Consider the following 23,354-nt stretch of genomic DNA (forward strand, 5'->3'; position numbering starts at 1 on the left):
AAGGATAAAAAATGCAAAGCATGAACGGCTTACCCCAAAATCTATACATCCCGCAACCTCGCTACGATGTGCAGAACGTCCAAAACTCGGCAAGCGTAGATCAAAACGAAAATATCAAAAGAATGCAAGAAGCCTATGCAAATATCGACGTAAAGCAGCTAACGAATAGCTATTTGTCGCATTTTCAAGCTAGAGCGGACTCAAATTCGAGTTCAAATTTTTTATCTCAGGTTTCAGCTTTTAATGGCTCTGCAAAATTTAGTGACATTTTTGGTGCTCAAAGCAAAAGTATAAATTCCCTAAATGATATCTTGTCCGGCGTCGATTTTAAATCTATCGGCTATGAAGGCAAGCCTATAACGCAACTAAGCCAAAGCGAAGCCAGCGATCTAGTGAGCGAGAATGGATTTTTCGGTATCACAAACACCGCGGATAGGATTTCAAATTTTATTATTAGCGCCGCAGGAGACGACTTGCAAAAGCTAGAAGCTGGAAAAGAAGGCATGCTAAGGGGCTTTAAAGAGGCTGAGAAAATTTGGGGTGGTAAACTGCCTGAAATTTCGCAAAAAACGATAGAAAAGGCAACGCAAGCCGTAGATAAAAGAATAGCCGAACTCGGTGGGAACGTACTCAGTGTTCAGGCTTAAGTTTTTAAATTTAGTCGCCGTTTTGCTGGTTTTTAGTGGTTGTGCTTTTTTTGAGCAAAAACCGCCACCAAAAGTTGTCCAAAAACCAGTCGTTCAAAAACCTGCGCCCGCTAAGGGCTCATTGCGCGGCGTGATATCAAGCGTAACCTACGACGGCGGCAGATACTGCTACGATATAAAATCAATCGACGTATCAAACGGCAAGCTGCCTAGCGGCAAGTACTGTGCGGATAAATTTTACTTTTCTAGCGGAGATACCGTTTATGCTAGCGTTTCGGGCGGTCTCGTTACAGAGATGCTACTTATAAAAAGCGGAGCGCACCACGTTACGCATAAAGTAAAAAAAGTGGCGAAATTTAAAAGCACAAACTCTGTAAAAAGCCCACAGCAACAAGAAAGCAACAAAAAAATTCTAATTGATGTTCCAAAAAGTGAAAATATCAGCTTTGATTAGCCGTTGATTTACCGAAATATTTTATAATTCTCACAAGCAATCAAAGTTAGAACTCCTTTTAAGAAGGGGATGTGCGTCCCCTTTTTTATCTTTTTATCTCGCAAAAATCCTTGAAATTAAGCTTTCATATTTAAGCTTTGTTGGCAGTATTCTTATTTTAATAATATTAAGTATCAAAAATAGCCTTAAAACAGCTTGATATATTCGTGTTTTATGATTATTTATGTCAAATTTTTGCATTAAGCTTACCACGACCGATTTTGTGCTAAAATTATGACTATAAAACTTTTATAAAGGAGAACTTATGAAACTCGCTAAAATTTCTTTAGCTGCTTTGGTTGCGCTAGGCGCTTTCTCTACTTTAAATGCTACTCCGCTTGAAGAAGCTATTAAAGATGTAGATTTTTCTGGATTTGCAAGATATAGATATACTCACAATAAAGTCCGCTGGAATGGTATGCCAGGCGCATTCAACAAAAATAATGCAAATCATAACTTCAGATTTGTAGGTACTTTTAAGGCTGCTCTTGACGACAACTTCTTTGGCGTATTGGGTCTAAGATACGCAGCAAGTGACGGTTCTGGATTTAATGGCGATACCACCAATACTACAAGCTCATTTGGTGTAAGAGAATTTTATCTTGGCTACAACATAAACAATACTACAATAACAGCTGGCAAGCAATTTGTTAAAACATATTTTGACGATGATTTGGTAGGAACTGGCTTAAGAGTACAAAACACTGATATATCAGGTCTTACTTTGGTTGGTGTTGCTTTTGACGCACTTGAAACCGATAGCATTGACTATGACGGTCGACTACTATCAGGCCTAGCAGGATCAAAAAGCCTTAACTACTATGGCGTGGGTGCAATGGGAAGCTATGATCCTGTAAACTTTAAAGCTTGGTGGGCATACCTTGAGGATACCGCAAATTTATTTGCAGCTGATGCGGCTTTGAAATTTGATCTAGATGCGGTAAAACTAGGCTTACAAGCACAATATGTTCACAACGAATCAGACGACAATAACTTTGGCGATGCAAATTTCTTTGCTGCTAAAGGTGACGTAGGATTTGCCGGAGTCGGTTTAAATGCTGGTTATATCTACTATAAGGCCAAAGACGATAAAAAATCTTTCGTAACTGTTGAAGATAACGGCAAATTAATCAATCCGGGCAAATTACTTAACTCTGTAATGAACGGTAGCGCTCAATACTATAACAATATCAAAGGCAAAAACGACTATTGGTTTATCGGAGCGTCATATAAATTTAATGAATTTGGTTTGTATGCTAACTATATAGACGGTAAAGGCTATAGCTATAGATACAATAAGAGAGTTGATAGAGACGAGTGGAACGTCGGCGGCAGCTATGCTTACAGCAAAAAGCTTAATTTCTCTACATTCTATGCAGCAGCTAAAGAAAAAGACGGAGATCATAAAAATAAACACGACCGCATAAGATTCGAAGCCAAATACAGCTTCTAATCAAAAAAGCTAGTTTTATGCTATAATCCCAAGCAAAATTTCCCTTGCTTGGGATTTTTAAATTTATCAAAAAGGTTTTTCATGAAATTTATGCATTTTTCGCTTTTAGCATGTCTTTTGACTTTTTCTTTAAATGCTGCAGACGAGCCGAGTTATATATTCGAGGCAAAGGGTGAATTTGCAAAAGAGCTAAAAAGTTTGGTAGAAAAATATTCTAAAGACGAAAATATAAGTATAAACGTTTATGAAAAAGCTCCTGAGACTGATAGTGGCGGCAAGTTTTTAAATATCGGCGTAGATACCAAAAGAAGGTATAGCGTGGAAAAAGGTCGCGAACTGTATGCTAAAAATTGCGCTTCTTGTCACGGCGAAGATGGGAATAAAAGAGCTTATGGCACATCCAAAAAGTTAACTAAAGTAAGTGCAGAGGATATAGAGGCTGCTTTTTCTGGTTATCTAAACGATTCTGACTATGGCGGAAATATGAGAAATCTAATGAAAACCGTTGCCGCTAAAACAAAATATAGCGACCTTGGGGCAATTATTGCCTTTTTAAAGGGCAAAGATGCTTTGCAATATAAGGGAAGCGAACAGGAAAACTCTGACGTCTCTACTACTCCTACTCAAGGAAGCTACTTAAAATAATCCAATTTGCCGAGTCGATTTGGCTCGGCATGTTAAAAATATTTCAAATTTTAAATCTCTATAGTATATTTTAGTAAACGCTCGGTAATATTCCAAAGAAATATAAAATTTTTAAGCTTGTTAAAGGCTACATTATGTTAAGATTCTAAAATATTAAATCTTATTTGAGGAGAAAATAATGAAAATTGCTAAAATTTCATTGGCTGCTTTGGTTGCACTAGGTGCTTTTTCAACTGTAGCGAGTGCTACGCCGCTTGAAGAGGCGATCAAAAATGTAGATCTTTCTGGATATGCAAGATATAGATATAATAACGTTACAGTTAAGCAAGCTAACGGCGTAAAAGATAATACGACTGCACATCACCAATTTAAATCAGAATTTTCTTTTAAAGCTGCTTTAGATGATAATTTCTTTGGTGTTTTGACGCTTAGATACAACTCTAATGATAGCTCAGCTTTTAATGCAGATGGACGCAGCGATAGAACAGATACAACAAGTCCATTTAACGTAAAAGAATTTTACCTTGGATATAACGTAGGTAACACTACAATAACTGCAGGCAAGCAAACCATAGGTTCATTCTTTACTGATGATGCTGTAGGCACTGGCGTCAGAGTTGAAAATAGAGATATTACAGGCTTGACTCTAACTGCATTTGCTTTTGATGCATTAGAAAATAACGGCGAGAGCGATGGCGCTATTTACACTAATGCCCCTGGTATCTTTAATAACAACCTATATGCGGTAGCCGCTATTGGCTCTTATGATCCGGTAAGCTTCCAACTATGGTATGCATCTTTGGTTGATTCTGTTAACCTCATCATAGGTGACGTAAACTTTAGTCTTAATGTTACTGATGATGTAAATATTGGCGCTCAAGTTCAATATGCACACGCTGATATAGACAATAATGTTGGCGTTAACTTTAAAGATACGGATTTCTATGCAGGTGAGCTTGGTACAAAAGTATTTGGCGCTGATGTAGCTGCCGGTTATATAGGCTACAAAGTTCACGACAAAGCTAAAGGTTTTGTAAGCTTAGAGGATCAAGGTTCATTCATAGATGTAGGCGAGATAAAATCTGCTCTTGACTATACTGCTCTTGAGGGTAAAGCAAACTTCTGGTTCTTAAAGGCAGGATACACTTTTGCTGAGAAATTTAGAGTGGGCGGCGATTACTCTAACGGTAAAGTTAAACTTGCTTCAGGCGATAAAGAGAAATATCAAGAGTATGTAGCAAGACTAACTTATGACTATAGTGCTAAACTTCAGTTCTCAAGCTTCTATGCGTATGAGATTAACAAGCACCAAGATGACTCAAAAGACAAGACTAAACAGCTAAGATTCCAAGCTAAATACACATTCTAATTTTAAATATCTCGGGTTTATCCCGAGATATATCCTTTCTATGGGTCTTTATGTTATACTTTTCAAAAAAATAAGGTACAAATCCTTACTTGACTTTTAAAGTTATCTAAAAAGTACTTGATAAAATTTGCAAGCAAAAACACCCAAATAAAACATCCAAATCACTACATTATATGATAAACTAATTTTAGGCTCAAGATAAGTTAAGGAGGATTCTCTCTTGTCATCTTTGGTAAAATATGATAGAAAGTTTTTGTATATTTACTGTTATTGAGCCTAAATTCACGCTCTTTTAATGAAGCAAAAACTCTCTTTTTCTTAGACTTCCTGTAGTCACTACGGTGTTACTATGCTTTAGAGAAGATTCTTTTAAATTTAGACAATCTAACATAATCCCAAAATTTTCTCGACCTTTTATGTGGTTTTACTGCTGGCTTCTTGCAAAATAGCAAACTAGTTCATTCTTTGAATATTTTACTCTACAATGAGTCTTTGCTCGCTAGTCAACCTAACCATCATAGGCGTTTCCAATGGTCTCAATAAATATAGTATCGGTATTAGCTCATTTGTAGAGTAGTTTTTAATTATTTGGGCATAGATCTTGCCGTCATGCTTTCGCATTCCAAATACATGTGTTTTATTTACCACTACCTTTCTTGCTTTTAAAAATCTCTATCTTGTCGCTAAAATTACTTATTTTAACTTCGCTACGCTCGTTACTCTTTAAGGGCTCGCACTTTTTTGATACTAAAATTCTGATGTTTTTAGTTGTTTTGTTGATTCTTTTTTCTAAGATTTTAGTAAAATCCGCTATTTTATTATCTTCTATACTAAATAAAAAATATTATAAAATTCTCTAAATTTCGTCTCTGAAATTCTGAAACTAACTATATGCTTATTTTTAACTTCGCTTGGCTCGTTACTTTTTAAAATATAGTTCTCATTGCAACTCAATGCTATTTATGTTTGTATTAAGCTTCGTTGAGCTTAAGTTGATTTTTTGGAGTATTAAGTTTCTGCTTGTTTTGAAAATGTTAAAGATAACTAAGTTGATATTTTGTAGAAATTAAAATTTGAAAGAAAAAAAGAATAGAAAAAGGGGCTTTCGCCCCGAAAATTATGCCAAAGTAGCTTTTAGCATCCAGATAGCTTTTTCGTATTTGGCGATTTGATCTTGCGCCATAGTTACGGTCGTGCTGTCTTTTGCTTCCTCAGCGACTTCTTCTAGCTTTTTAAATTCGCCCAGCAAGTGCTCGTACTCGGCCAAAACGCCTTTTAAAACCTCGGTTGGGGTGTAGCTATCTTTGTTATCTGTTTTTGGATGAGCTAACTTGTTTAGCTCTTCTGTTTTGGTGATAGCTCTACCGCCTAGCTGTATAGCGCGCTCAGCGACGTCATCAAATATCTCTGCCATATCTTCGTACGCTTTTTCGGTGTATTCGTGTACGCTAAAGAACTGAATACCTTTTACATACCAGTGGTAGTCGTGAAATTTAACGAATAACGCATGAGCGTCAGCTTGGATTTGATTTAACTGGGTAACAACTTTTGACATTTTGTCTCCTTTGATTTGATTTGTGACGAAATTATAGCATATAAAACTTAAAGAAAAATAATTTGCAAATAATAAAAATTATTGTTTGTGAAGACTTTTTGAGAATTTAGAATACATTACTTTGTCAAGTGTTGATAAATATTACTACGGGGTATAAAAATTTTTTTGATCGAATAGGTCCACGTTCTTTGGTAGGTTTTTAAATTTCACTAAACATGCCAAAAATACCCAGAAAGAAAGTTTTGGTAATGAGAGGGCAAAAGTTTAGAAATTTATATTGCAAATTATAGGATGATATACAGCAGAAGCTGTTAAATTTGTCTATAAGTGTGTTTGCCAAATAATATTTATGATCAAGCCAGCGGTATCGAAAAAGTAAAATCTAGCAAATTTGCCGATAAATTTATTCGCACAACTTTGGCAAAGACTAAAGATCACGCAACGTTGCGCCAAATTTACGCCTTGAGTTATCAACACTGCAAAAACGAAATAAAAGCGTATAGGGTAGTGGAGATTAGTCGTTCGTTTGCTGGTATTGGTGGATGCGCGTTAAATTTCCGCCTCAAATATGCCAAAATAAAGCCAGGGCAAATTTAAACTCAAATTTACCAAAAATACCACAAATTTGAGCCGTCAGCTCAAAAAATTGCGAGACTAACGGCTTATTTGCCGCAGCTTCATAAAGCAAAATCCGCATAAATTTACGCCGCAGCCTTTATTTTCCGGCTGTCAGCATCGTCTTTAGTATGCGCTTGCCGACCTCGACGCCCGGCTGATCGTAAGTGTTTATGCCTAGCATTATGCCAGTAGCCGACGTGAGAAGTTCGAAATAATAAATCAAAAATCCCGCGCTCGCCTCGTCTAGCCGCTCAAGCTCGATGACGTCCACGCTGATGCCTTCTTGCACGAGCGCATGCATGGTGGCGCTGCACTGGGCGTTGATTAGCTCGCCCAAATTTAGCCCGTTTACGAAGTCGCAGCCCTCAAGGCCGTTTAGGCTAATGCTCGGTATCGCCGTGTTTGCGTCCGCGACGGCTACCTTGATGAAGCTTACCGTTTTGTCCTTCACGCCGTCCATGATGAGCTGCAAAAAGCTGTGCTGATCGCGCGAACCGATGAGTCCGACGGGTGTGAGTCCGTAGCGTTTGTAGCCCTTTTTCTTGCCCAGGCTCTCCGCCCACAGCTGCACGTACCAGTCATTAAACTCCAAAAACCTATCGCCGTAGCTAAATATCACGTTGATCTTGGCGTTTTTGTGCGTCGCGTAGTGGTAGGCTTTTTGTAGCAGCGTATCGTCGCCGTCCTCTAAAAATCGTCTTTTACACGCTCGCGCGCCTTCTAGCAGCGCCGCCGCGTCGTATCCGCATAGCATTAGCGGTACCAGACCGATCGCGCTAAGCACGCTAAATCTGCCGCCGACGTTTTTAGGGATATTAAAAAATTTGATACCGTTTTGCTTCGCGTAGGCTTCTAGCGGCGAGGCGGGATCGGTGATGACGATAAAATTTGCGCTCAAATTTGAGGGTTTAAAGCGCTCTAAAATGCACTTAAATAGCGTGATCGTCTCGATCGTGGTGCCCGATTTTGACGAGATGATAAAAAGCGTTTCGTAAAATTTGACACTTTCGCAAACGCTTTCAAAGCTAAAGGCGTCTACGTTATCAAGAAAATAAAGCTCTCGCTCGCGGCTCCTTTTTGCGCTTGAGAGCATCGTTTTTAGCGCCTTGACGCCTAGACTGCTACCGCCGATGCCTACTAGCACTACGCTTTTTACGTGCGCGAGCGTCGTTTCAAACTCGGCGATTTCGCTTAGTAAATTTGCGCCGATTTCGGGCAGGTGATAGTAGCCGATCTCGCCGCCTTTTAGCTCGTCGTTCATGCGTTTGGCGTAGGAGCCGATCGCGCTTAGCGGCGTACGCTCGAAAAATAGCTCATTTTTTAGCATTTTTGCCTAGCTCGTAGAAGAAATTGGTCGCCTGCACGAAGCCCTCAACGCTACCGCAGTCAAAGCGCTTGCCTTTAAATTTATACGCCAGCACCATGCCGTCTTTGGCTTGCTCTTTTAGCGCGTCGGTGATCTGCACTTCGCCGTTTTTGCCGGGCTTGGTGCGCTCTAGGATAGTGAAAATATCGGGCGTCAGGATATAGCGACCGATGACGGCTAGGTTGCTCGGAGCTTCTTTTGGGTCCGGTTTTTCGACCATGTCGCTAACCATGAGCAGATCGTCCTCGATCGCGCGACCCGTGACGATGCCGTAGTTTTTGCTCTGCTCGATCGGCACTTCCATCACGGCGACGACGCTGCAGCGGTACTTCTCGTAGATTTTTACCATTTGAGATAGCACGCCTTCGCCATCTTCATTGATGCATAGGTCATCTGCTAGCACCACGCCAAACGGCTCGTCTCGTACGAGGACTTTGCCCGTGTGGATGGCGTTTCCTAGGCCTCTCATGCTCTCTTGGCGCGTGAATGAAAACGTGCAGCGCGCCATCAGTTCGCGGATATCGACGAGTAGGTGTTCTTTGTTCGTACCAGAGATCTGATGCTCTAGCTCATAGCTGATATCAAAATAATCCTCCAGCGCGCGCTTGCCGCGGCCTGTGATAAACGCCATATTTTTCATGCCGGCCTCCAGCGCCTCGTCCACGCCGTAGTGGATCAGCGGTTTTGTGAGGATCGGCAGCATCTCTTTTGGCAGCGATTTGGTCGCAGGCAAAAATCTCGTGCCGTAGCCCGCAGCGGGAAATAAACAAGTTTGTATCATGATTTTCCTTTTGATTTTTTAGGAGATTATAGCGAGTTTTGGCTAATTTGGAGTATTAAGGATGATTTGGCGATAAATTTGCGGCTTGCCTTGCAGGGGGGGGGTAACGAAGTGAAATTACTAAAAGTCATCTCACGGTACGTTGCCTTAATTCTTGATGTTCAAATTTGAAGTTAAAATTGCAAATTTTACTTGCCGATATTTGCATCTCTATGGTGCTAATTTGTTTTCATCAAATTTAACGTTACGTATTTGTAGCTTCTATCAAATTAAAGCTTTCCTCTTTTATTGGGAGAGGAAGGGGATTCTACTTACGAAGCGTCGCCCCTTCCTCTCCCAAGCCCTCTCTAACCCCACTGCACGTTTAAGGTAGCGACACTGCTTTGCTCGCGCAAAGCGTCGCAGATTTTGGAAATTTTGTTGGAATTAAATTTGCAAATTTATAGTTTTCAAGATACGGGTCTCGGTGAGTAAAATTTAAAGTAAAGCTAAAAATAGGGCGCAAATTTATGAGTTTAAAATGCACCCGTTTTTTGAGCAAATTTTACCGCCAGGCGGCGGCAATTTTATATCCCTTTAAACGCTGCTTTAGCGTTTTCTAGGTCGTTTGCGTCTGGGTGAGTTGCGGCTCTAGCCCATCTGGCTTCGCGCTCCGGAGTTACGGCGTAGCGCGGGTCGTTTGGCGCTGCTTCGCCCATTTTGCGTAGCTGCTCGATGACTTTTGGATCGATTGCGCCTTGACAGTAAAACTCGCGTAAAATTTCATTTTCGCCCTCGCGCAATACGACTTTTGCCTTTTCTAGGCAGTTCATCGCGTGCTCGTGCTCGGGATCCATGCCTAGCGTCATAAATACGCCCACTTTTTTGCCCTTTATCTCGCGCAAAAAGCGTTTAAATTTAGGCTCGGCATCGCCCTTATCGACGTAAAATCCAAGCGCGATAAAGTCGTAGCGATCCAAATCCAGATGCAGATCCTCGCTAAATTTGACCGCTTCGCAGCCAAGCTCGTTTGCTATGGCAAGACCGACTTTCTCGGTATTTCCGGTCGCGCTCGTGTAGATAACTATTTTTTTCATTCAAAGTCCTTTTGTGAGATATTTGCTACTTCAGTGCCGATCGACATACCCCAAAATACGCCGTCGGTTGTGTAGTTTAAAAAGCCGTTTTCTATGTGCATATAGCCTTTGCTTTCGCATTTTTTGAAAAACTCCATTAGCGCGTCAAACGTCTCATCGCTAACTAGGCTTTTTACCTGCGCGATGTCGATTTTTGGGTACATAAAGAGGCTTTTTAGTCGCGCTTCGGCACGCTGTTTGTCGTCTACTTTGTTTATCATGCGCATTTTTTCTTTTGCGTTATAGATGTCGTAGTAGCCTAGCCTTCCGCCCGAGCCTCTTCCTAGCGGCAGGATATCGGCGCCCTCGTGGCTTAGGCGGATATACTGATAGCGGTCGCGGCCTATGCGATTAAATTTAGTATGCTCTAGTACCTCGTAGTTGCCAGTGCCCAGCAGCTTTTCAAAGAAAGCGTTGTGCAGCTTATGCTCGTAATTTACGTCGTAGTAGTCCTGCGAGACCGTCTTTGCGAGCTGCGATTTTTCAAAAAGCTGAAGCGAATAAAAGCTCGTGCTGTCGATCTTTAGCTCATCGACTAGGCGGGCGTCTTCTAGCACTTCGTCTATCGTTTGCTCAGGGTAGTTAAATATAATATCCGTGCAAACCATGCCGCTAAAATTTTGCTTGATCATCTTTAGATGCTCTATCGCGCCTTTTTTGTCGTGGACGCGATTTAGCAGCTTGCGACCTTTGTCCGAAAAGGTCTGCACGCCGATGCTAAAGCGGTTTACGCCTAGGCTTTCTAGTAGGCGCACTTTGCTCAAATTTAGATTATGCAGCGTGGTTTCTAGGCTAAATTCGCAGTCGTCCGAGATATTAAAATTTGATCGCAGAGCCATGATAATAGGCTCAAGGTGCTTTTCTTTTAGTATCGTTGGAGTTCCGCCGCCAAAATAGACGCTGCGGATATCTTTGGCTTGTAAATACGGGAATTTACCGTATTTCCTGGTCTCGCCCAGTAGATACTGCGTGTAGCTATCTAGCTCGTCTTCTAGCTTCGTGCGGTTCATCGAGCAAAACGAGCAGATATTATCGCAAAATGGCACGTGGATATATATCACGCCGTCCTTTTGCGTCGGCAGCTCCTCGGTTAAAAATTTCTCGACCTCGGCGTTAGTCGCCATCTTTATCTTTTTAGGACGCGTCGGTCCGGCGTGCCCTTTTTGCCTGGTTTCAAACATCTATTCCTCCGTTTTGAACTCGTAAGGTTTGGTAATTATACAGTGTGATATATTTTTTAACGCTTTAATTTCTAACTCCTTTGTTATTTTCACCGCTTCGTCGTTAAAAATTTTATTTTTCCCGCGAACGGCTATGATCTTTATCTCTCCGTCAAATTTAAAATCTACTTCGACTCTAAACGTCCCGCTTAGCCGCAGCATGAGCGCTTTTTTGGGGTATTTGGCCTCGGGTTCGCGCGCCACGGTAAAGCCCACGCCCTCTTTGCATGCGTTTTGCTCTTTTGCTTCGCCGCTATCTTGCGCGGCGGGCTGCTTTGCAGGGGTTAAATTTGAGCTAAGCTGCGCGCTTTGCTCGGCGGGTAAAATTTGAGTCGGCATGGGCGCTGGTGCTGGTTCAAATTTAGGCTCGTCTTTTACCGCTTGCGCCGGCTTTGGCGAGATTTGCTTTTTTATTTTGGGCTTTGGGGGTTGCTTTTTCTCCTCCTTTGGCTTTTTGAATTCCGGCTCTACCGGCTTTGGCTCGGGCTTTAAAATTTCGGGCTCGGGCTCAGGCTCAAATTTGACCGGTTGAGGCTGCGTTTCTTGCGGCCATTCCATAGGTTTTTCTAGCGGCTCGGCGCTTTGAGGCGGCACATACTCTCTAGTCTCTTTACTAGGCTCTTCTTGCGTCAAATTTAGCTTGATCTTTATCGTTTCTTGCGGTTTTGCGCTCTCTATCTGGCGCGAGTTTAACGGCAAAAAAAGCAGAGCTAAATTTAAGACGAGCGAGACTAGAAAATAGCGCATTATTTGCTTAGCATCTCGTAAAATTTATCTACGGCTTCGCCTATGCGAGGCGTTCCTCTAAGTAGCATCGAGGAGGGCACGGTGAGCACTTTGCCGTTTTTTGCGGCGGCCGTTTTTTTAAGCACCGGATTTTGTTTTAGGAAATTTTCGCCATCACCGCCCATACCGCCGATAACGACGATGAAGTCCGGATTTTGCGACAAGATAAACTCGGTCGAGACGATCGGAGTCGAGCCCTCTACGTTATCGGCGATGTTTTTTAGTCCTAGTTTGTTAAAGATATCGCCCGGCAGCGTCTTTGAGCTAAAGCCGGTAAGCGGCGTCGAGGAAAATACTGCGAGTATTTTTTTGCCTTTTACTTCGCTGTTTGCAAAAGAGTCGATTTTGGATTTTATCTCGCTTACGACTTCGCTCGCTTTTTGCTCTTTGCCCGTTACTTTGCCGATTTCTTCGATATTTTTGTAGATATCGCCGACGCTATCGGCTTTTAGCGTGAGGGTTTTTAGGTTAAATTTAGCAAGGCTCTCGTTTACGTTTGCCGAGTGAAAGCTGGTGATAACAAGATCAGGCTTTAGCTCGACGATCTGCTCGATATTTGGCTTTGTGTACGTGCCTACGCTTTTTAGCTTTACGGTTTGATCCTCGGGCCAAATTTTAGAAAACTGAAGCGTAGCGATGGCCGCTAGCTGATCCTGCGCGCCTAGCATATAGACTATCTCGACGACCGATGGGTCTAGTACGACTAGTTTTTTGGGCGCGTTTGCGGTTAAATTTGCCAAAAGACAACTGGCAGCAAGTAAAAGTGCGGCTATTTTTTTCATAGAAAATCCTTTCAAATTTGATTTGTAAATTTATCGCTTTATTGGCACTACGAACGGCATGCCGTCGTGTTCTAAAATTTCGCAGTTTAGTCCGTAAATTTCATGTAAAATTTCTTTCGTATAAAGCTGCTTTGCCGTGCCTGTATAGCGTATCTCGCCGTCTTTTAGCATCACGAGTTCGTCGCAAAACATAGCGGCCAAATTTAGATCGTGCAGCACGGCTACGGAGAGTAAATTTAGCTCCGCGGTCAAATTCTCGCAGATCTTTAGCATCTGAACCCCGTAGTTTAGATCCAGCGCGCTCGTAGGCTCGTCAAGAAGCAAAATCTTTGGCTCGCTAACTAGCGCTCTAGCTAGCAGTACGCGCTGAAATTCGCCGCCGCTTAAAGAGTGGGCGCTGCGTTTGGCGAACCGCTCTACGTCAAGTAGGCGCATGATCTCGTAGGTTTTGGCTACGTCGTTTGCGTCGTATCCGCTAAACTGGCTTTTTAGATGGCAAAAGCGCCCCGTTAGCACGATGTCCTCGACCGTAAGAGGCATGCTTAAAACCGTTTTTTGCGGGACGAAGCCTAAAATTTTAGCCAGCTCTTTTAGCGAATAATCCTCCAGCTTTTTGTTTTCCAGTGTTATTACGCCGCTATTTGGCGATAAAATTCTTAGGATATTTTTTAAAAGAGTGGATTTGCCGCAGCCGTTTGGACCCAAAATCCCTACGAAACGACCATTTTTGAGGCTTAAATTTACGTTTTTTAGTATCTCTTTTTTGCCGTAGCTAAAGCATAGTTTTTCTATTTTCACTTTAAATGCTCCTGCTTGAGCGGATAGCTAAAAATAGAAAAAACGGAGCGCCGAAAAACGCCGTAACCACGCCGATAGGTATCTCGGTCGGGCTTAGGACGCTTTTGCCTATCGTGTCGCAGGCTAGCAGGAAAAACCCGCCCGCAAAGGCGCTAATAGGTATCAAAACGATGTTGCTCGAGGTCTTTAGTATCATGCGCAGCGTATGCGGGATGATTAGTCCAACAAAGCCTATCATGCCCGTAAACGCTACCGAAAACGCCACGGCTAAGGATGAAACGATAAGTAGGCGTTTTTTCATCTTTTCTACGTCCACGCCTAGGCTTTGAGCCTCCTCGTCGCCGCTTAATATGACGTTTAGCTCAAATCGCTTAAAGTAAAAATACGCCATAGATAGCACGAGAGGAACGCTGATGTAGGCGATCTTTTCCCAGTTGGCAGAGCCCACGTAGCCCATCATCCACGCTACTATCTTAAAACTATCCTCGCCGATGAGGTAGGTCGCAAAGCTCGTAAATGCACCCAAAAACGACGAAAACGCGATGCCTATAATAAGAAGCGTGGCGATGGATTTGCCTTTTTTGGAGAGTTTAAAGATCAGCACCGAAAGTATCGCCGCGCTGAAAAATGCAAACACTCCGTAGTAAAAATCGGGCAATTTTAAAAGATAGGCCACCACGGCGCCAAAGGTCGCGGCGGAGGCGATACCGATGATGTAGGGGTCTGCTAGCGGATTTAAAAATACGCTTTGCACGACGACGCCGGAGCTTGCTAAAAGCATACCGATCAAAAAGGCCATTATGACGCGTGGAAGGCGGATTTCTAGCAGGATGGTTTCCTTTATCTCGTCTATCTCGCCGCCGCTTGCAAATTTGATTATATCTTGCCACGAGATATCGGCGCCGCCGAGGCTAAGCGAAAATATAAAAAGCAGCGCCGTAAGCGCCGCCAAAACCGCCGTAACTCCGTTTTTAGTAGGCATACTTAAACTCTACGTAGTAGTTTCTCTCGTCGGCAGGCTCGTATATGTCCTCTAGCTCGCTTTGATAGGCGTTATATTTTTTGTTGAATAAATTTTTAACTCCCGCAGAGACTGAAAATCCGCCTTTAAATTTATACTTCGCCCCAAGATCTACTAGCGTTCTGGATACGGTTTGCGTCTCGTAGCCAGATATGTCCGTCACGCCCGAGTAGATAGCCCTTTTTAGCTTTGATAGGTATTTGACGTCAAGGAGTAAATTTAAATCCTTGATCGGCTCGTAGTCGATGCTAGCGACAAATTTGCTCTTTTGTACGGTCGGCACCTCCATGCCTTTGTTGTTGCCTTTTTTAAATTCGGCTTTTACGTAGGAGAAGGTCTGGCTGGTTTTTAAGTTGTCTAAAATTTGCTGCTCGGCGTAGAGCTCGGCTCCGTATCTCCTAACGTCGTCTAAATTTATAAAAAACCAGCCGTCGGTTATGTTGTTAGTTAGCGTTCTGGTGTAGATTTCGTTTTTCGTATCGGTTAAAAACACGGTCGCGCTTATGAAATTATCATAGATCATATCCCTCACGCCAAGCTCGTAGGTTTGGTAGGTTTCTGATTTTAGATTATTTACTACGTAGTCGGTTCTGTTTGGCTTATCGACGAACTGAACGGGCGACGGCGAGACGAAGCCGCGCTCAAATTTAAAATAAACGTTGCCGGTGTCTGAGTATTTAAAGCTAGGCGTTATCTCAAAGGCGTGGTTGTCCGAGTTTTTCTTGCCTTTAAAGGACGAATCGCTAGTTATCGTCCGGCCAGGCGTCATCTTTACGACGGATTTTGAGCGTCTATCCATATCGTTTCTAGCTAGCTCGAACCTATATCCCGCGCTCAAAGAAAACTGATCGGTGAAGTCGTGCTTTTCTAGTAAGTAAAACGAATGCGTTTTCTTTTCTACGTCAAATTTGGTCGTGACGTCGGCGCTTACCATGACAGGGCCGCGTCTTCCGGTGGATTTTGAGCGTATAGATCTTTTGGCCTCTTGTCTTAAAAAATCGTAGCCGAATATAAAATCTCCGCTGCCGTAGCCGTATTTGCCCTTAAATTTAGCTCCGGCTTGTTTATCGGTTAGCCCTAGCTCTCCGCTGCCGCCGTCTTTGTAGGCGCTATACGAGTCCATGGTGAGTTTTTGATAATAAGGCGATAGATTAAACGTCAGCGCGTCGTTTAAATTTATAGAGTAGTCGGCGTTTACGCTAACTCTTTTGTTTAGATAGTCGGTTTTGCTTGATCCCGCTTGCCTTCTGTCTTGCTCTAGCTGAGCTTTGCTTAGAGCGCCGGTGGTGCGGCTTTTGTCTTTAAAATAGCTTGAGTCGATAGATAGCGCCCGATCGTCCGTTATCTGATAGGTTAGGCCGCCCGAGACGTAGTCCTCTTTGGTTTTATCCCCGCGTCTATATCCGTTTGAGTCCGATTTTTTCGCGTTTAGTTTTAAAGATAGCGCGTCCGTCACTCCGCCGCCGACGTTTAGGGCTACGTCTTTATAGGAGTAGGAGGCTAGCTTGCTAGAGACGCCCGCGTAAAATTTCTTTTTGCTCTTTTTGGTGATGATGTTTATCACGCCTCCCATCGTACCGCTGCCGTATAGCACGGTGCCGCCTCCCGGGACTATCTCTATCCTATCTACGTCCTCGATAGGTATCATATCTACGGGGATTCTAGTAGGCGTAGTGTCTATCATGTTTAGCGCGACGCCGTCCACCATCACCTTTACGGTCGTAGTAGATCTAGCCGACGAGCTCCTTCTGGAGCCTTGTCCGCGCATATCTACGTTGTTGCCGTTTAGGCTGACGCCGGGAGCTTTTTCTAGCGCTTCTTTGATATCGCGGTATCCCCTATCCTCTATCTCTTTTGCGGTTATAACGGTTACGTTTCTAACCTCGTCTTTTAGCGCACTCTCAAAGCCCGTCGTAGTTATGACGGTGGCGTCTAGTCTCGTAGAGCCGCCCTCTGCGGCGTATAAATTTATGCTCGCTATCAGCGAAAGCGCGATAGCTCCTTTGCTTGATCTGGCAATCATAGTTACTCTCCTTGGTTAAATTTACAGGGAGATAAAACTAGGCTCATTTTCTATCCTTTGGGCTTTTTCTTGATATTTAGCTCGACGTTTTGCGTACCGCTATCTTTTAAAATAGAGATCAAATTTACGACCTCGCCGTAGTTTATCGCTTCATCGGCGTTTAGTTTGACGCTCTCTTTTTGCTTTGGGGTTAAATTTGCGATTTGAGCGGCTAGATCCGTCAAATTTAGGCTCTTTTGCTCGCCGCCTACGCTTAAAAGCACTTCGCCGCTAAGCAGATAAAAAACCTCGACGTTTTTGGTATCTTTTTCGTCTAAATTTGACGCGCTTTGGGGTAGGGCGATGTCGATATGGGCAAATTTATTAAAAGAGGTCGTAACCATAAAAAATAGCAAAAGCACGAATATCACGTCGATCAGATTTAGCATCGAGATGCCGGCGTATCTGGTCTTATTTCTGCGGACATACTTCACAGCTTCTCCTTTCAAAACTGCGTCCAAACAGGCTCATAATGCGGTTTAGGTCGTTTAGGATGAAATCTATTTTCTTGCTAATCATGAGAAAAAATATCACGCAAGGAATCGCCACTATAAGCCCAAAAGCCGTCGTATAAAGCGCCTCGGAGATACCGACCGCAACGAGCGGAGCGTCCACTCCGCCGCTAAGTCCGCTAAAGGCCTTTATCATACCAACTATGGTGCCCAGTAGCCCTAGCTGCGGGCTCGCGCTCGCGCAAAGCCCCAGTATCCACGTGCGCCGCTCAAGCGAGGTTAGCTGCATGGATACGGCCTCCTCGGCGATGTAGTCGATCTGCGTTTTGCTTGCACCTTCGCCCAAATTTTCCGCTACGAAAAGCGCGGTTTTGGCAAGCGAGTTTTTGTAGCTTTTGCAAAACTCTTTGATTTTTGCGTAGTCGCCTTCTAAAATAAGATTGCAAAGCTTGATCTTAAACGAACTAGTCGCGTCTATCTCGGTAAATAAAAAATACGCTCCCTTTTCAAGAAGCACCGCAATACCGAGCACCGAGAGGCAAAATATCGGCCACATAAATATACCGCCGACTTCTATATACTCAAACATTTTAATCCTAATATTAATTATCAAAAGCGGTTTATTATACCGCTGCTATCATTAATCGGTAATAAAATTTGACGGTATTTCATAACGTTAGATAATAAAATCCAAATAACGTTTCGCAGAAAAACGGAGCGTCCAAAAAGGCAAATTTAGGGTACAGAGCCCTAAATTTAGCGGTTTAGTAGGTGTACTTAAACTCTACGTAGTAGTTTCTCTCGTTTGCCGGACTGTACTCGTAGATGCCGGTTTGGTTGTTTTTGCCTTGGTAGTCGTAGTATTTTTTGTTAAAGAGATTTTTTACGCCTCCTGTTATGCCAAATCCGTTTTTAAATTTATACGAAACGCCTGCGTCCACGATGCTGCGAGAGGAGATGTTGTCGTAGTTTACGTCCTTTTTCTTTGAGTAAAATTTATAGTCCGCAAACAAGTGCAAGTCGTTCACGATCTCGTAGTCCGCGCCGAATATAAATTTGTGTTTTGAAACGTAGGGCACCTCTTTGCCGGCGTTATCGCCTTTTTTTGATCGTGGCGTTTACGTAGGCGTACGACTGGCTCAAAATCAGCTTATCAAAGAGATTTTGCCTGCTAAAAAACTCAAATCCGTAGCGTCTGGTTTTTGCGATGTTGTAGTATTTCCAAGCGTCTCCGTGATTGGCCCCGAGCTCGGCATAGGCTATCTCGTCGCTAGTATCGGTTAAAAACACGGTAGCGTTTACCGGCATGCTCGCGACGTGATCTTTTAGCCCGATCTCGTAGGTGTTAAATTTTTCAGATTTTAGGTCGTTAAATTTGTATTGTTTAGTGATCTGATCTTTGTCGGTTAGTTGAGAAGGCGAGGGCGAGATGTAGCCGCGCTCAAATTTAAAATATACGTTTCCCGTGTCTGAGTATCTGAAATTGGGCGTAAACTCAAACGCGTGGTTGTCGATATCTCTGCCGTCGCTTATGGCGTTGTAGCTGGTCATCGGAGGAAAAGGCATGCCGTTTCTAAAGCCTTTCATATCAGAAACTCTGCTCGCCTCGTACTGCGCGAGCTCAAATCTATACCCGAAGCTTAGGTCGAAAAGCTTGGTAAATTTATGCTTTTCCATAAAATAAAGCGCGTGAGTGGTCTTTTCTAGATCGAGCGTCGTATCGTGCTTCATACTCATCACTGGCGACATTTTTACGGCATAGTGCGACTCTCTTTCGCCCTTGTTTTGCTCGTAGTCGTAGCCGAAGATAAACTCGCCGCTGCCGTAGTCAAGCTTATTTTTAAAATTTACGCCGTATTTTTTATCGCCGAAAAGCCCCTCCATCGGATAGCGCACGCCGCGAGCCGACTCGGTCGATGAGGTTTTGATTTTGATTTTTTGATAATACGGCATCAAATTTACCGAGTAAAAGTCGTTAAATTTACCCTCATAAACGGCGTTTACGTCGATTTTTTCGTTTTCAAAAAGCTTTGTTAGGCCGTTATTGGCGTTTTGTCTGCGGTTTTGCGAAACTTGATCCTGGGTTAGGGTGCCGGATCGTTCCTTTTTGATTTAAATATGCTAGGCGTCAAATTTAGCGAGTGGGAGTCGTTAAATTTGTAGTTTGGCCCGCCGCTTAGGTAGTATCCGCGCTCCTTGTAGTCGTGTCTGTAGCCTTTTTGACCGAATGCTTTGCCGCTAAATTTTAAAAACAGATCCTCGCTCACGTTTCCGCCGACGGTTGCTGTGGCGTCGCGGTAGCTATACGAGCCGATTTTTGAGCTTACGTTTGCGAAAAAATCTCGCGGTCTTTGCTTGGTGATGATATTTACCACGCCGCCTCTAGTGCCGCTGCCGTATAGCACGGCCCCGCCTCCTGGCATCACTTCGACCTGCTCGACGTCCTCGATCGCGATCATCTCAAGCGGTATGATGCCGTGCGCCGCATCAACCATATTTATCGGCACTCCGTTTAGCATGATTTTTACGGCCATGGTTGGCGTCGCGCCGTCTCCGCGCATGCCTTGCCCGCGCATATCTATGTTTTCGCCTAAGCTTGAAGTGCTGACGAAATTGACGCTAGGGATCTTTTCTACGAGCTCTTTTATCGTGCGGTAGCCGTAGGCTTCGATGTCTGTTTTGGTTACGACGAATATATTTCTGGTCTCTTCTTTTAGTGCGCTTTCAAAGCCCGTCGCCGTTACTATGGCGGCATCAAGCGTGACGTTTTGGGTTTGCGCGTTTAGGCTCGCGGCTGCAACGAGCGACAAAAGTATAAATTTGCCGCCTTGCGCGCCTAATCTTTTTTGCTCATTTTGGCTCCCTTTGTTTTATTATAATTAATAATGATAAAAATTCTCGTTATTTTACTATTTTTGGTATTAATTAATAATAAAAATCAATTCTTATAATTTTGATTTACGATTATAACGACGCTCGTGAGATTTTAGATTTAGTTTTACGGACGATGTTGCGCGTTTAAATCGTGAAATTTAAAGGCCGAATTTGAAAGGTTTTAAAATAAATTTGAAGTGGAGTAAATTTGAGGGTTAAATTTGATATAAAAGCAAGCAGACACAGTAAATTTGTGCTACTGCTAATGGAGCAGAGGAGGTTTACCCCTCCATGCTGTTTACGACGTTTATGACCTCGTCGCGTAGGCTCTCGACCGTTAGTTCGGCTTTTTTCTCAAACGGCACGAAGACCTCGCCCTCATCGCACGCGATGTGCATGCCGTCCTCGGTGATATCGGTCATTTTGACGTTTTGCGGGTTCGTAAAGCCGCCAAATTTCGCGCACATATCCTCTGTAAGGCCGATGAAGTTATCATTCATCATACCTAGCGCCATGTCTTTGGCTTCTCTTGCCTCTTCGCTTAGCTGCATTATGTCTCCTTGATTTTAAAATGATATCCGTTATTTTAACCATCTTTAGCTGAAATTTAGCCCTTAACGAGCGCGATTTGCCCGTTTCGTATCTCGTAAATTTTATCCGCCGCATCAAAATACGCATCGTCGTGGCTGATCGCAAAAACAGTATAGCCTTGCGCCTTAAGCCCTGGCAAAAACTCCGTATAAAAATGCCGCCTAAACTCGGGGTCTTGATCGGCCGCCCACTCGTCAAGGATCAAAAAATTACGCTTTTCAAGCAACGCCGCGACCATCGCGAGGCGCTTTTTTTGGCCTTGGGAGAGATTTAGCGTGCTAAAATTCCCGTCTTTTACGCTTACTTTGTTTTCTATCGACATCTTTTTTAGCAGCCCCTCTATCAGCGTCTCATCGTCGCTCATCACTTCGTCAAAGAGATAAAAGTCGCTAAACACCGCGCTGATCGTGTTTGCGTAGCTTTTTAAATTTGACTCGGTGATCTTGACGTCATCTGCGAACATCTCGCCGCTTTTTGGCGCTAAAAGCCCTGCTAAAATCATAAATAGCGTACTTTTGCCGCTTCCGTTTTTACCGATCAAAAACACCGTCTCGCCGCGTCTGATCTCTAAATTTATATCCTTTAGCGCAAATTCGCTCCCCTCATCGTAGGCGAAATTTATATCTTTTAGGCGCAGTTTTTGCCAAATTTGCGGAGCCGTCTCGCCCAGCTCAAATTCCGGCTCAAATGGCGCTAGGTCTAGCTTTTTTAGCCGCTCGTAAGCGATACGCGCGCGAAATACGCTAGGCACCGAGTAAAGCAGCATCATGAGAGGCGCTCGCAAAAAAAGTATCGCTAGCGCAACCGTGATCGCGTCTTGCAGGCTTGCGGCGTCGTAGGCTAGGCAAAAATATATCTCGATACCCACGGCGCCTAACATCACGGTGTTTAGCCAGTTGCTCATAAAGGATTGATGGATCTCGGCTTTTACGATGTTTTCGCGCAGGCTTTTTGCGTTTGGGATAAAGCGGTTCCAAAAAAGCCGCTTTGCGCGGGCTAAATTTAAGCTAAGCTCCCTATGCCCCTCGATGCAGGTCTGATAGTCGCGGTACAGCGCATCCTCGCCGTTACGGCATTGTTCGTAGTATTTGTGGATATTTTTGATGAAGTATCGGCAAATCCATGTCGCCGCGCTCATCCAAAGCACCAAAAACACGAAAATCTCGGCCGAGATGTAAAGCACGTAAGCGCCCGTCGCGCCGATGATAAGCACGCCTTGGATAATGCTTGGCACCTGCATAAAGCCGTCGGTTAGGCTGCGCACGTCGCTTGAGAGCGAGGCGATCAAATTTGACTTGCCCGCGGCTACGATTTTTTGATTTGCGGTATCTAGGATCCGTTTTATCGTTTTGGCTCGCAGCTCGTAGACAAAGTCGTTGCCGATCACGCTAAGAGCGATACGCGAGAGCACCGAAAAGCCCAAAAACAAAATCAAAAGCGCGAAAAACGCGAGCAAAATTTGAGCGTCTTGTTCTTTTAAATTTAAGAGGTATTTGTTGATAAAGGCTAGTATTAAGATCCCCGAGCCGCTAAAAACGGCGCTGGAAACGATCATAGCGATGATTTGCCAAAACGTTTTTTTTGATATTTTTTTAAACATTTTCATTCTTTTTTGAGAGCTTATTTCATTTTAGTCGCCATTTTATAAGAATATTTTTAAAATTTCGCTAAAATCGGGCTTTATTTAAAGGAGAAATTTGCAAACGGTTTTGCGGGTCGTATCGACCAAAACTGAAGCCAAAAAATCGACGTTTTTGTGTTTTTTGTGCCCGATCTGCGAGTTTAAAGCCCTTCACGAGCGGCTAAAGGCCGAGCATCCAAAGGCCGCGCACGTCGTGTGGGCGCTGCGCGAGCGAAACGGCTACGGTCAGATAGTGGAAAATCAAAGCGACGACGGCGAGCCAAAGGGCACGAGCGGACAGCCCTCGCTAAATGCGCTTAGAGGCGCCCAGCTCGTAAACGCGGGCGCGCTCATCGTTCGGTATTTTGGCGGGATAAAGCTAGGTACGGGCGGGCTCGTGCGAGCTTATGGCACAGCGGCAAATGCGGCGATAGAGGAGGCTGAGGGCTGCGGGGCGCTGGTTAAATTTGAGATAAAATCGCTTTGCCTGTTTTTTACGCCGTACGCGCTTGGCTCGCGCTTTGAGCACTATTTTGAAAAGCGAAATCTAGGCTTTGAGCGCGAATTTAACGAAGGGGGTGCGATCTGGCGAGCGGAGTTTAGCAGCGCCGAATTTGAGGAATTTCAGGCATTTGCGAGCGGGTTTGAGCAGGAGGGGTTTAAATTTTACGCCTTGCCGTTAGCCGCGCGAGAATAAATTAAGAGGCAAAATTCACGTTGGGTTTATGCTAGACGGTTATAATTTTGCTGATTTTGGCTAAGGCTTGTCTCGCGAGCGCTTTTCCGAGATTTCGCAAAATTTTCACTCCGCAGGCTATATGCCTAGCGCACGCTCAATTTTGCTTCAAAACTCGAAAAATCATCTCGCGATACTTCGCCTTATCTTTTTTGCGATCAAATTTGAAGTCAAATTTGTAAATTTTACCCACCGAGATCTGCATCTTGAAAATGCAAATTTAAAATTTGAAGCGCGTAAGCGCTGAAATTAAACCTGCACGTAGTGCAGCAACCTCTCACGTCGTAGGGGTTGGGGGATCCGTTAAGGGGGAAGGGAGCGACTTCGTAATTCAAGCCCCTTCCCCCTTAACAAGAAAGGTTAATTTAC

The 23,354-nt window shown here is 43.6% G+C and carries 23 protein-coding genes; 6 read left to right on the top strand and 17 right to left on the bottom strand.

All coding sequences use genetic code 11. The features are described from left to right. The first annotated feature begins 11 nt into the window (after window positions 1–11). The 5 genes from EE116_RS05295 to EE116_RS05315 all read left to right on the top strand — a co-directional run bounded on the left by EE116_RS05295 (window position 12) and on the right by EE116_RS05315 (window position 4,607). Window positions 12–647: a hydrogenase-4 component G gene (locus EE116_RS05295; protein WP_122873541.1), complete on the top strand. Its 636-nt coding sequence runs from the start codon at window positions 12–14 to the stop codon at window positions 645–647. Beyond that, complete coding sequence (locus tag EE116_RS05300; RefSeq protein WP_241091645.1) at window positions 619–1,101, top strand: hypothetical protein; 483 nt, start codon at window positions 619–621, stop codon at window positions 1,099–1,101. Before EE116_RS05295 ends, EE116_RS05300 begins: the two co-directional genes overlap by 29 nt. Before the next feature lie 304 nt (window positions 1,102–1,405). Further along, window positions 1,406–2,593 carry a porin gene (locus EE116_RS05305; RefSeq protein WP_122873543.1) on the top strand — a complete coding sequence of 396 codons (1,188 nt, stop codon included), beginning with the start codon at window positions 1,406–1,408 and terminating at the stop codon, window positions 2,591–2,593. 81 nt (window positions 2,594–2,674) lie between these two features. After that, complete coding sequence (locus tag EE116_RS05310) at window positions 2,675–3,238, top strand: c-type cytochrome (RefSeq protein ID WP_241091646.1); 564 nt, start codon at window positions 2,675–2,677, stop codon at window positions 3,236–3,238. Window positions 3,239–3,416: 178 nt separating this feature from the next. Continuing rightward, window positions 3,417–4,607 carry a major outer membrane protein gene (locus EE116_RS05315; protein ID WP_122873545.1) on the top strand — a complete coding sequence of 397 codons (1,191 nt, stop codon included), beginning with the start codon at window positions 3,417–3,419 and terminating at the stop codon, window positions 4,605–4,607. A gap of 1,117 nt (window positions 4,608–5,724) precedes the next feature. Here the strand turns inward: EE116_RS05315 and EE116_RS05325 are convergent. The 17 genes from EE116_RS05325 to EE116_RS05395 all read right to left on the bottom strand — a co-directional run bounded on the left by EE116_RS05325 (window position 5,725) and on the right by EE116_RS05395 (window position 22,228). Next, window positions 5,725–6,162, bottom strand: a complete 438-nt coding sequence (locus EE116_RS05325) for a Dps family protein (protein WP_122873546.1) — start codon at window positions 6,160–6,162, stop codon at window positions 5,725–5,727. Window positions 6,163–6,877: 715 nt separating this feature from the next. Then, the gene (locus EE116_RS05330) at window positions 6,878–8,107 is read right to left on the bottom strand and encodes a glucose-6-phosphate isomerase (protein ID WP_122873547.1); all 1,230 of its coding nucleotides are present in this window, start codon (window positions 8,105–8,107) and stop codon (window positions 6,878–6,880) included. After that, window positions 8,094–8,927: a UTP--glucose-1-phosphate uridylyltransferase GalU gene (gene galU, locus EE116_RS05335; RefSeq protein WP_122873548.1), complete on the bottom strand. Its 834-nt coding sequence runs from the start codon at window positions 8,925–8,927 to the stop codon at window positions 8,094–8,096. Before galU ends, EE116_RS05330 begins: the two co-directional genes overlap by 14 nt. Window positions 8,928–9,493: 566 nt before the next feature. Then, window positions 9,494–10,003 carry a flavodoxin family protein gene (locus tag EE116_RS05340; RefSeq protein WP_122873549.1) on the bottom strand — a complete coding sequence of 170 codons (510 nt, stop codon included), beginning with the start codon at window positions 10,001–10,003 and terminating at the stop codon, window positions 9,494–9,496. Then, on the bottom strand, window positions 10,000–11,223 hold the full coding sequence (locus tag EE116_RS05345; protein WP_122873550.1) for a radical SAM protein: 1,224 nt from the start codon (window positions 11,221–11,223) through the stop codon (window positions 10,000–10,002). Before EE116_RS05345 ends, EE116_RS05340 begins: the two co-directional genes overlap by 4 nt. After that, the gene (locus EE116_RS05350) at window positions 11,224–12,009 is read right to left on the bottom strand and encodes an energy transducer TonB (protein WP_122873551.1); all 786 of its coding nucleotides are present in this window, start codon (window positions 12,007–12,009) and stop codon (window positions 11,224–11,226) included. Then, window positions 12,009–12,830 carry an ABC transporter substrate-binding protein gene (locus EE116_RS05355; RefSeq protein ID WP_122873552.1) on the bottom strand — a complete coding sequence of 274 codons (822 nt, stop codon included), beginning with the start codon at window positions 12,828–12,830 and terminating at the stop codon, window positions 12,009–12,011. Before EE116_RS05355 ends, EE116_RS05350 begins: the two co-directional genes overlap by 1 nt. A 30-nt stretch (window positions 12,831–12,860) precedes the next feature. Next, on the bottom strand, window positions 12,861–13,628 hold the full coding sequence (locus EE116_RS05360; protein ID WP_122873553.1) for an ABC transporter ATP-binding protein: 768 nt from the start codon (window positions 13,626–13,628) through the stop codon (window positions 12,861–12,863). A gap of 1 nt (window position 13,629) precedes the next feature. Continuing rightward, complete coding sequence (locus EE116_RS05365; RefSeq protein ID WP_122873554.1) at window positions 13,630–14,610, bottom strand: FecCD family ABC transporter permease; 981 nt, start codon at window positions 14,608–14,610, stop codon at window positions 13,630–13,632. Continuing rightward, a complete protein-coding gene (locus EE116_RS05370) occupies window positions 14,600–16,672 on the bottom strand; it encodes a TonB-dependent receptor (protein WP_122873555.1) in 2,073 nt (690 codons plus the stop codon). The genes EE116_RS05365 and EE116_RS05370 overlap by 11 nt, the downstream gene beginning before the upstream one ends. 50 nt (window positions 16,673–16,722) lie before the next feature. Further along, window positions 16,723–17,145 carry an ExbD/TolR family protein gene (locus tag EE116_RS05375; protein ID WP_122873556.1) on the bottom strand — a complete coding sequence of 141 codons (423 nt, stop codon included), beginning with the start codon at window positions 17,143–17,145 and terminating at the stop codon, window positions 16,723–16,725. Beyond that, window positions 17,123–17,752, bottom strand: coding sequence for a MotA/TolQ/ExbB proton channel family protein (locus EE116_RS05380; protein WP_122873557.1), 630 nt, complete (start codon window positions 17,750–17,752; stop codon window positions 17,123–17,125). The genes EE116_RS05375 and EE116_RS05380 overlap by 23 nt, the downstream gene beginning before the upstream one ends. Window positions 17,753–17,927: 175 nt before the next feature. Beyond that, a complete protein-coding gene (locus EE116_RS13045; protein ID WP_277418947.1) occupies window positions 17,928–18,242 on the bottom strand; it encodes a TonB-dependent receptor domain-containing protein in 315 nt (104 codons plus the stop codon). A 13-nt stretch (window positions 18,243–18,255) separates the two neighbouring features. After that, the gene (locus tag EE116_RS12750) at window positions 18,256–19,275 is read right to left on the bottom strand and encodes a TonB-dependent receptor domain-containing protein (protein ID WP_338120540.1); all 1,020 of its coding nucleotides are present in this window, start codon (window positions 19,273–19,275) and stop codon (window positions 18,256–18,258) included. Continuing rightward, on the bottom strand, window positions 19,248–19,973 hold the full coding sequence (locus EE116_RS12755) for a TonB-dependent receptor (RefSeq protein ID WP_241091647.1): 726 nt from the start codon (window positions 19,971–19,973) through the stop codon (window positions 19,248–19,250). The genes EE116_RS12750 and EE116_RS12755 overlap by 28 nt, the downstream gene beginning before the upstream one ends. Window positions 19,974–20,318: 345 nt before the next feature. Then, a complete protein-coding gene (locus EE116_RS05390; protein WP_122873558.1) occupies window positions 20,319–20,588 on the bottom strand; it encodes a DUF2470 domain-containing protein in 270 nt (89 codons plus the stop codon). Window positions 20,589–20,644: 56 nt separating this feature from the next. Further along, complete coding sequence (locus EE116_RS05395; protein WP_122873559.1) at window positions 20,645–22,228, bottom strand: cyclic peptide export ABC transporter; 1,584 nt, start codon at window positions 22,226–22,228, stop codon at window positions 20,645–20,647. A gap of 97 nt (window positions 22,229–22,325) precedes the next feature. Between EE116_RS05395 and EE116_RS05400 the strand changes: the two genes are divergently transcribed. Beyond that, window positions 22,326–22,946, top strand: coding sequence for an IMPACT family protein (locus EE116_RS05400; protein WP_122873560.1), 621 nt, complete (start codon window positions 22,326–22,328; stop codon window positions 22,944–22,946). The last annotated feature ends 408 nt before the right edge of the window (window positions 22,947–23,354 follow it).

It is taken from the genome of Campylobacter showae (assembly GCF_900573985.1).
GTDB classification, from domain to species: Bacteria; Campylobacterota; Campylobacteria; order Campylobacterales; family Campylobacteraceae; genus Campylobacter_A; species Campylobacter_A showae_E.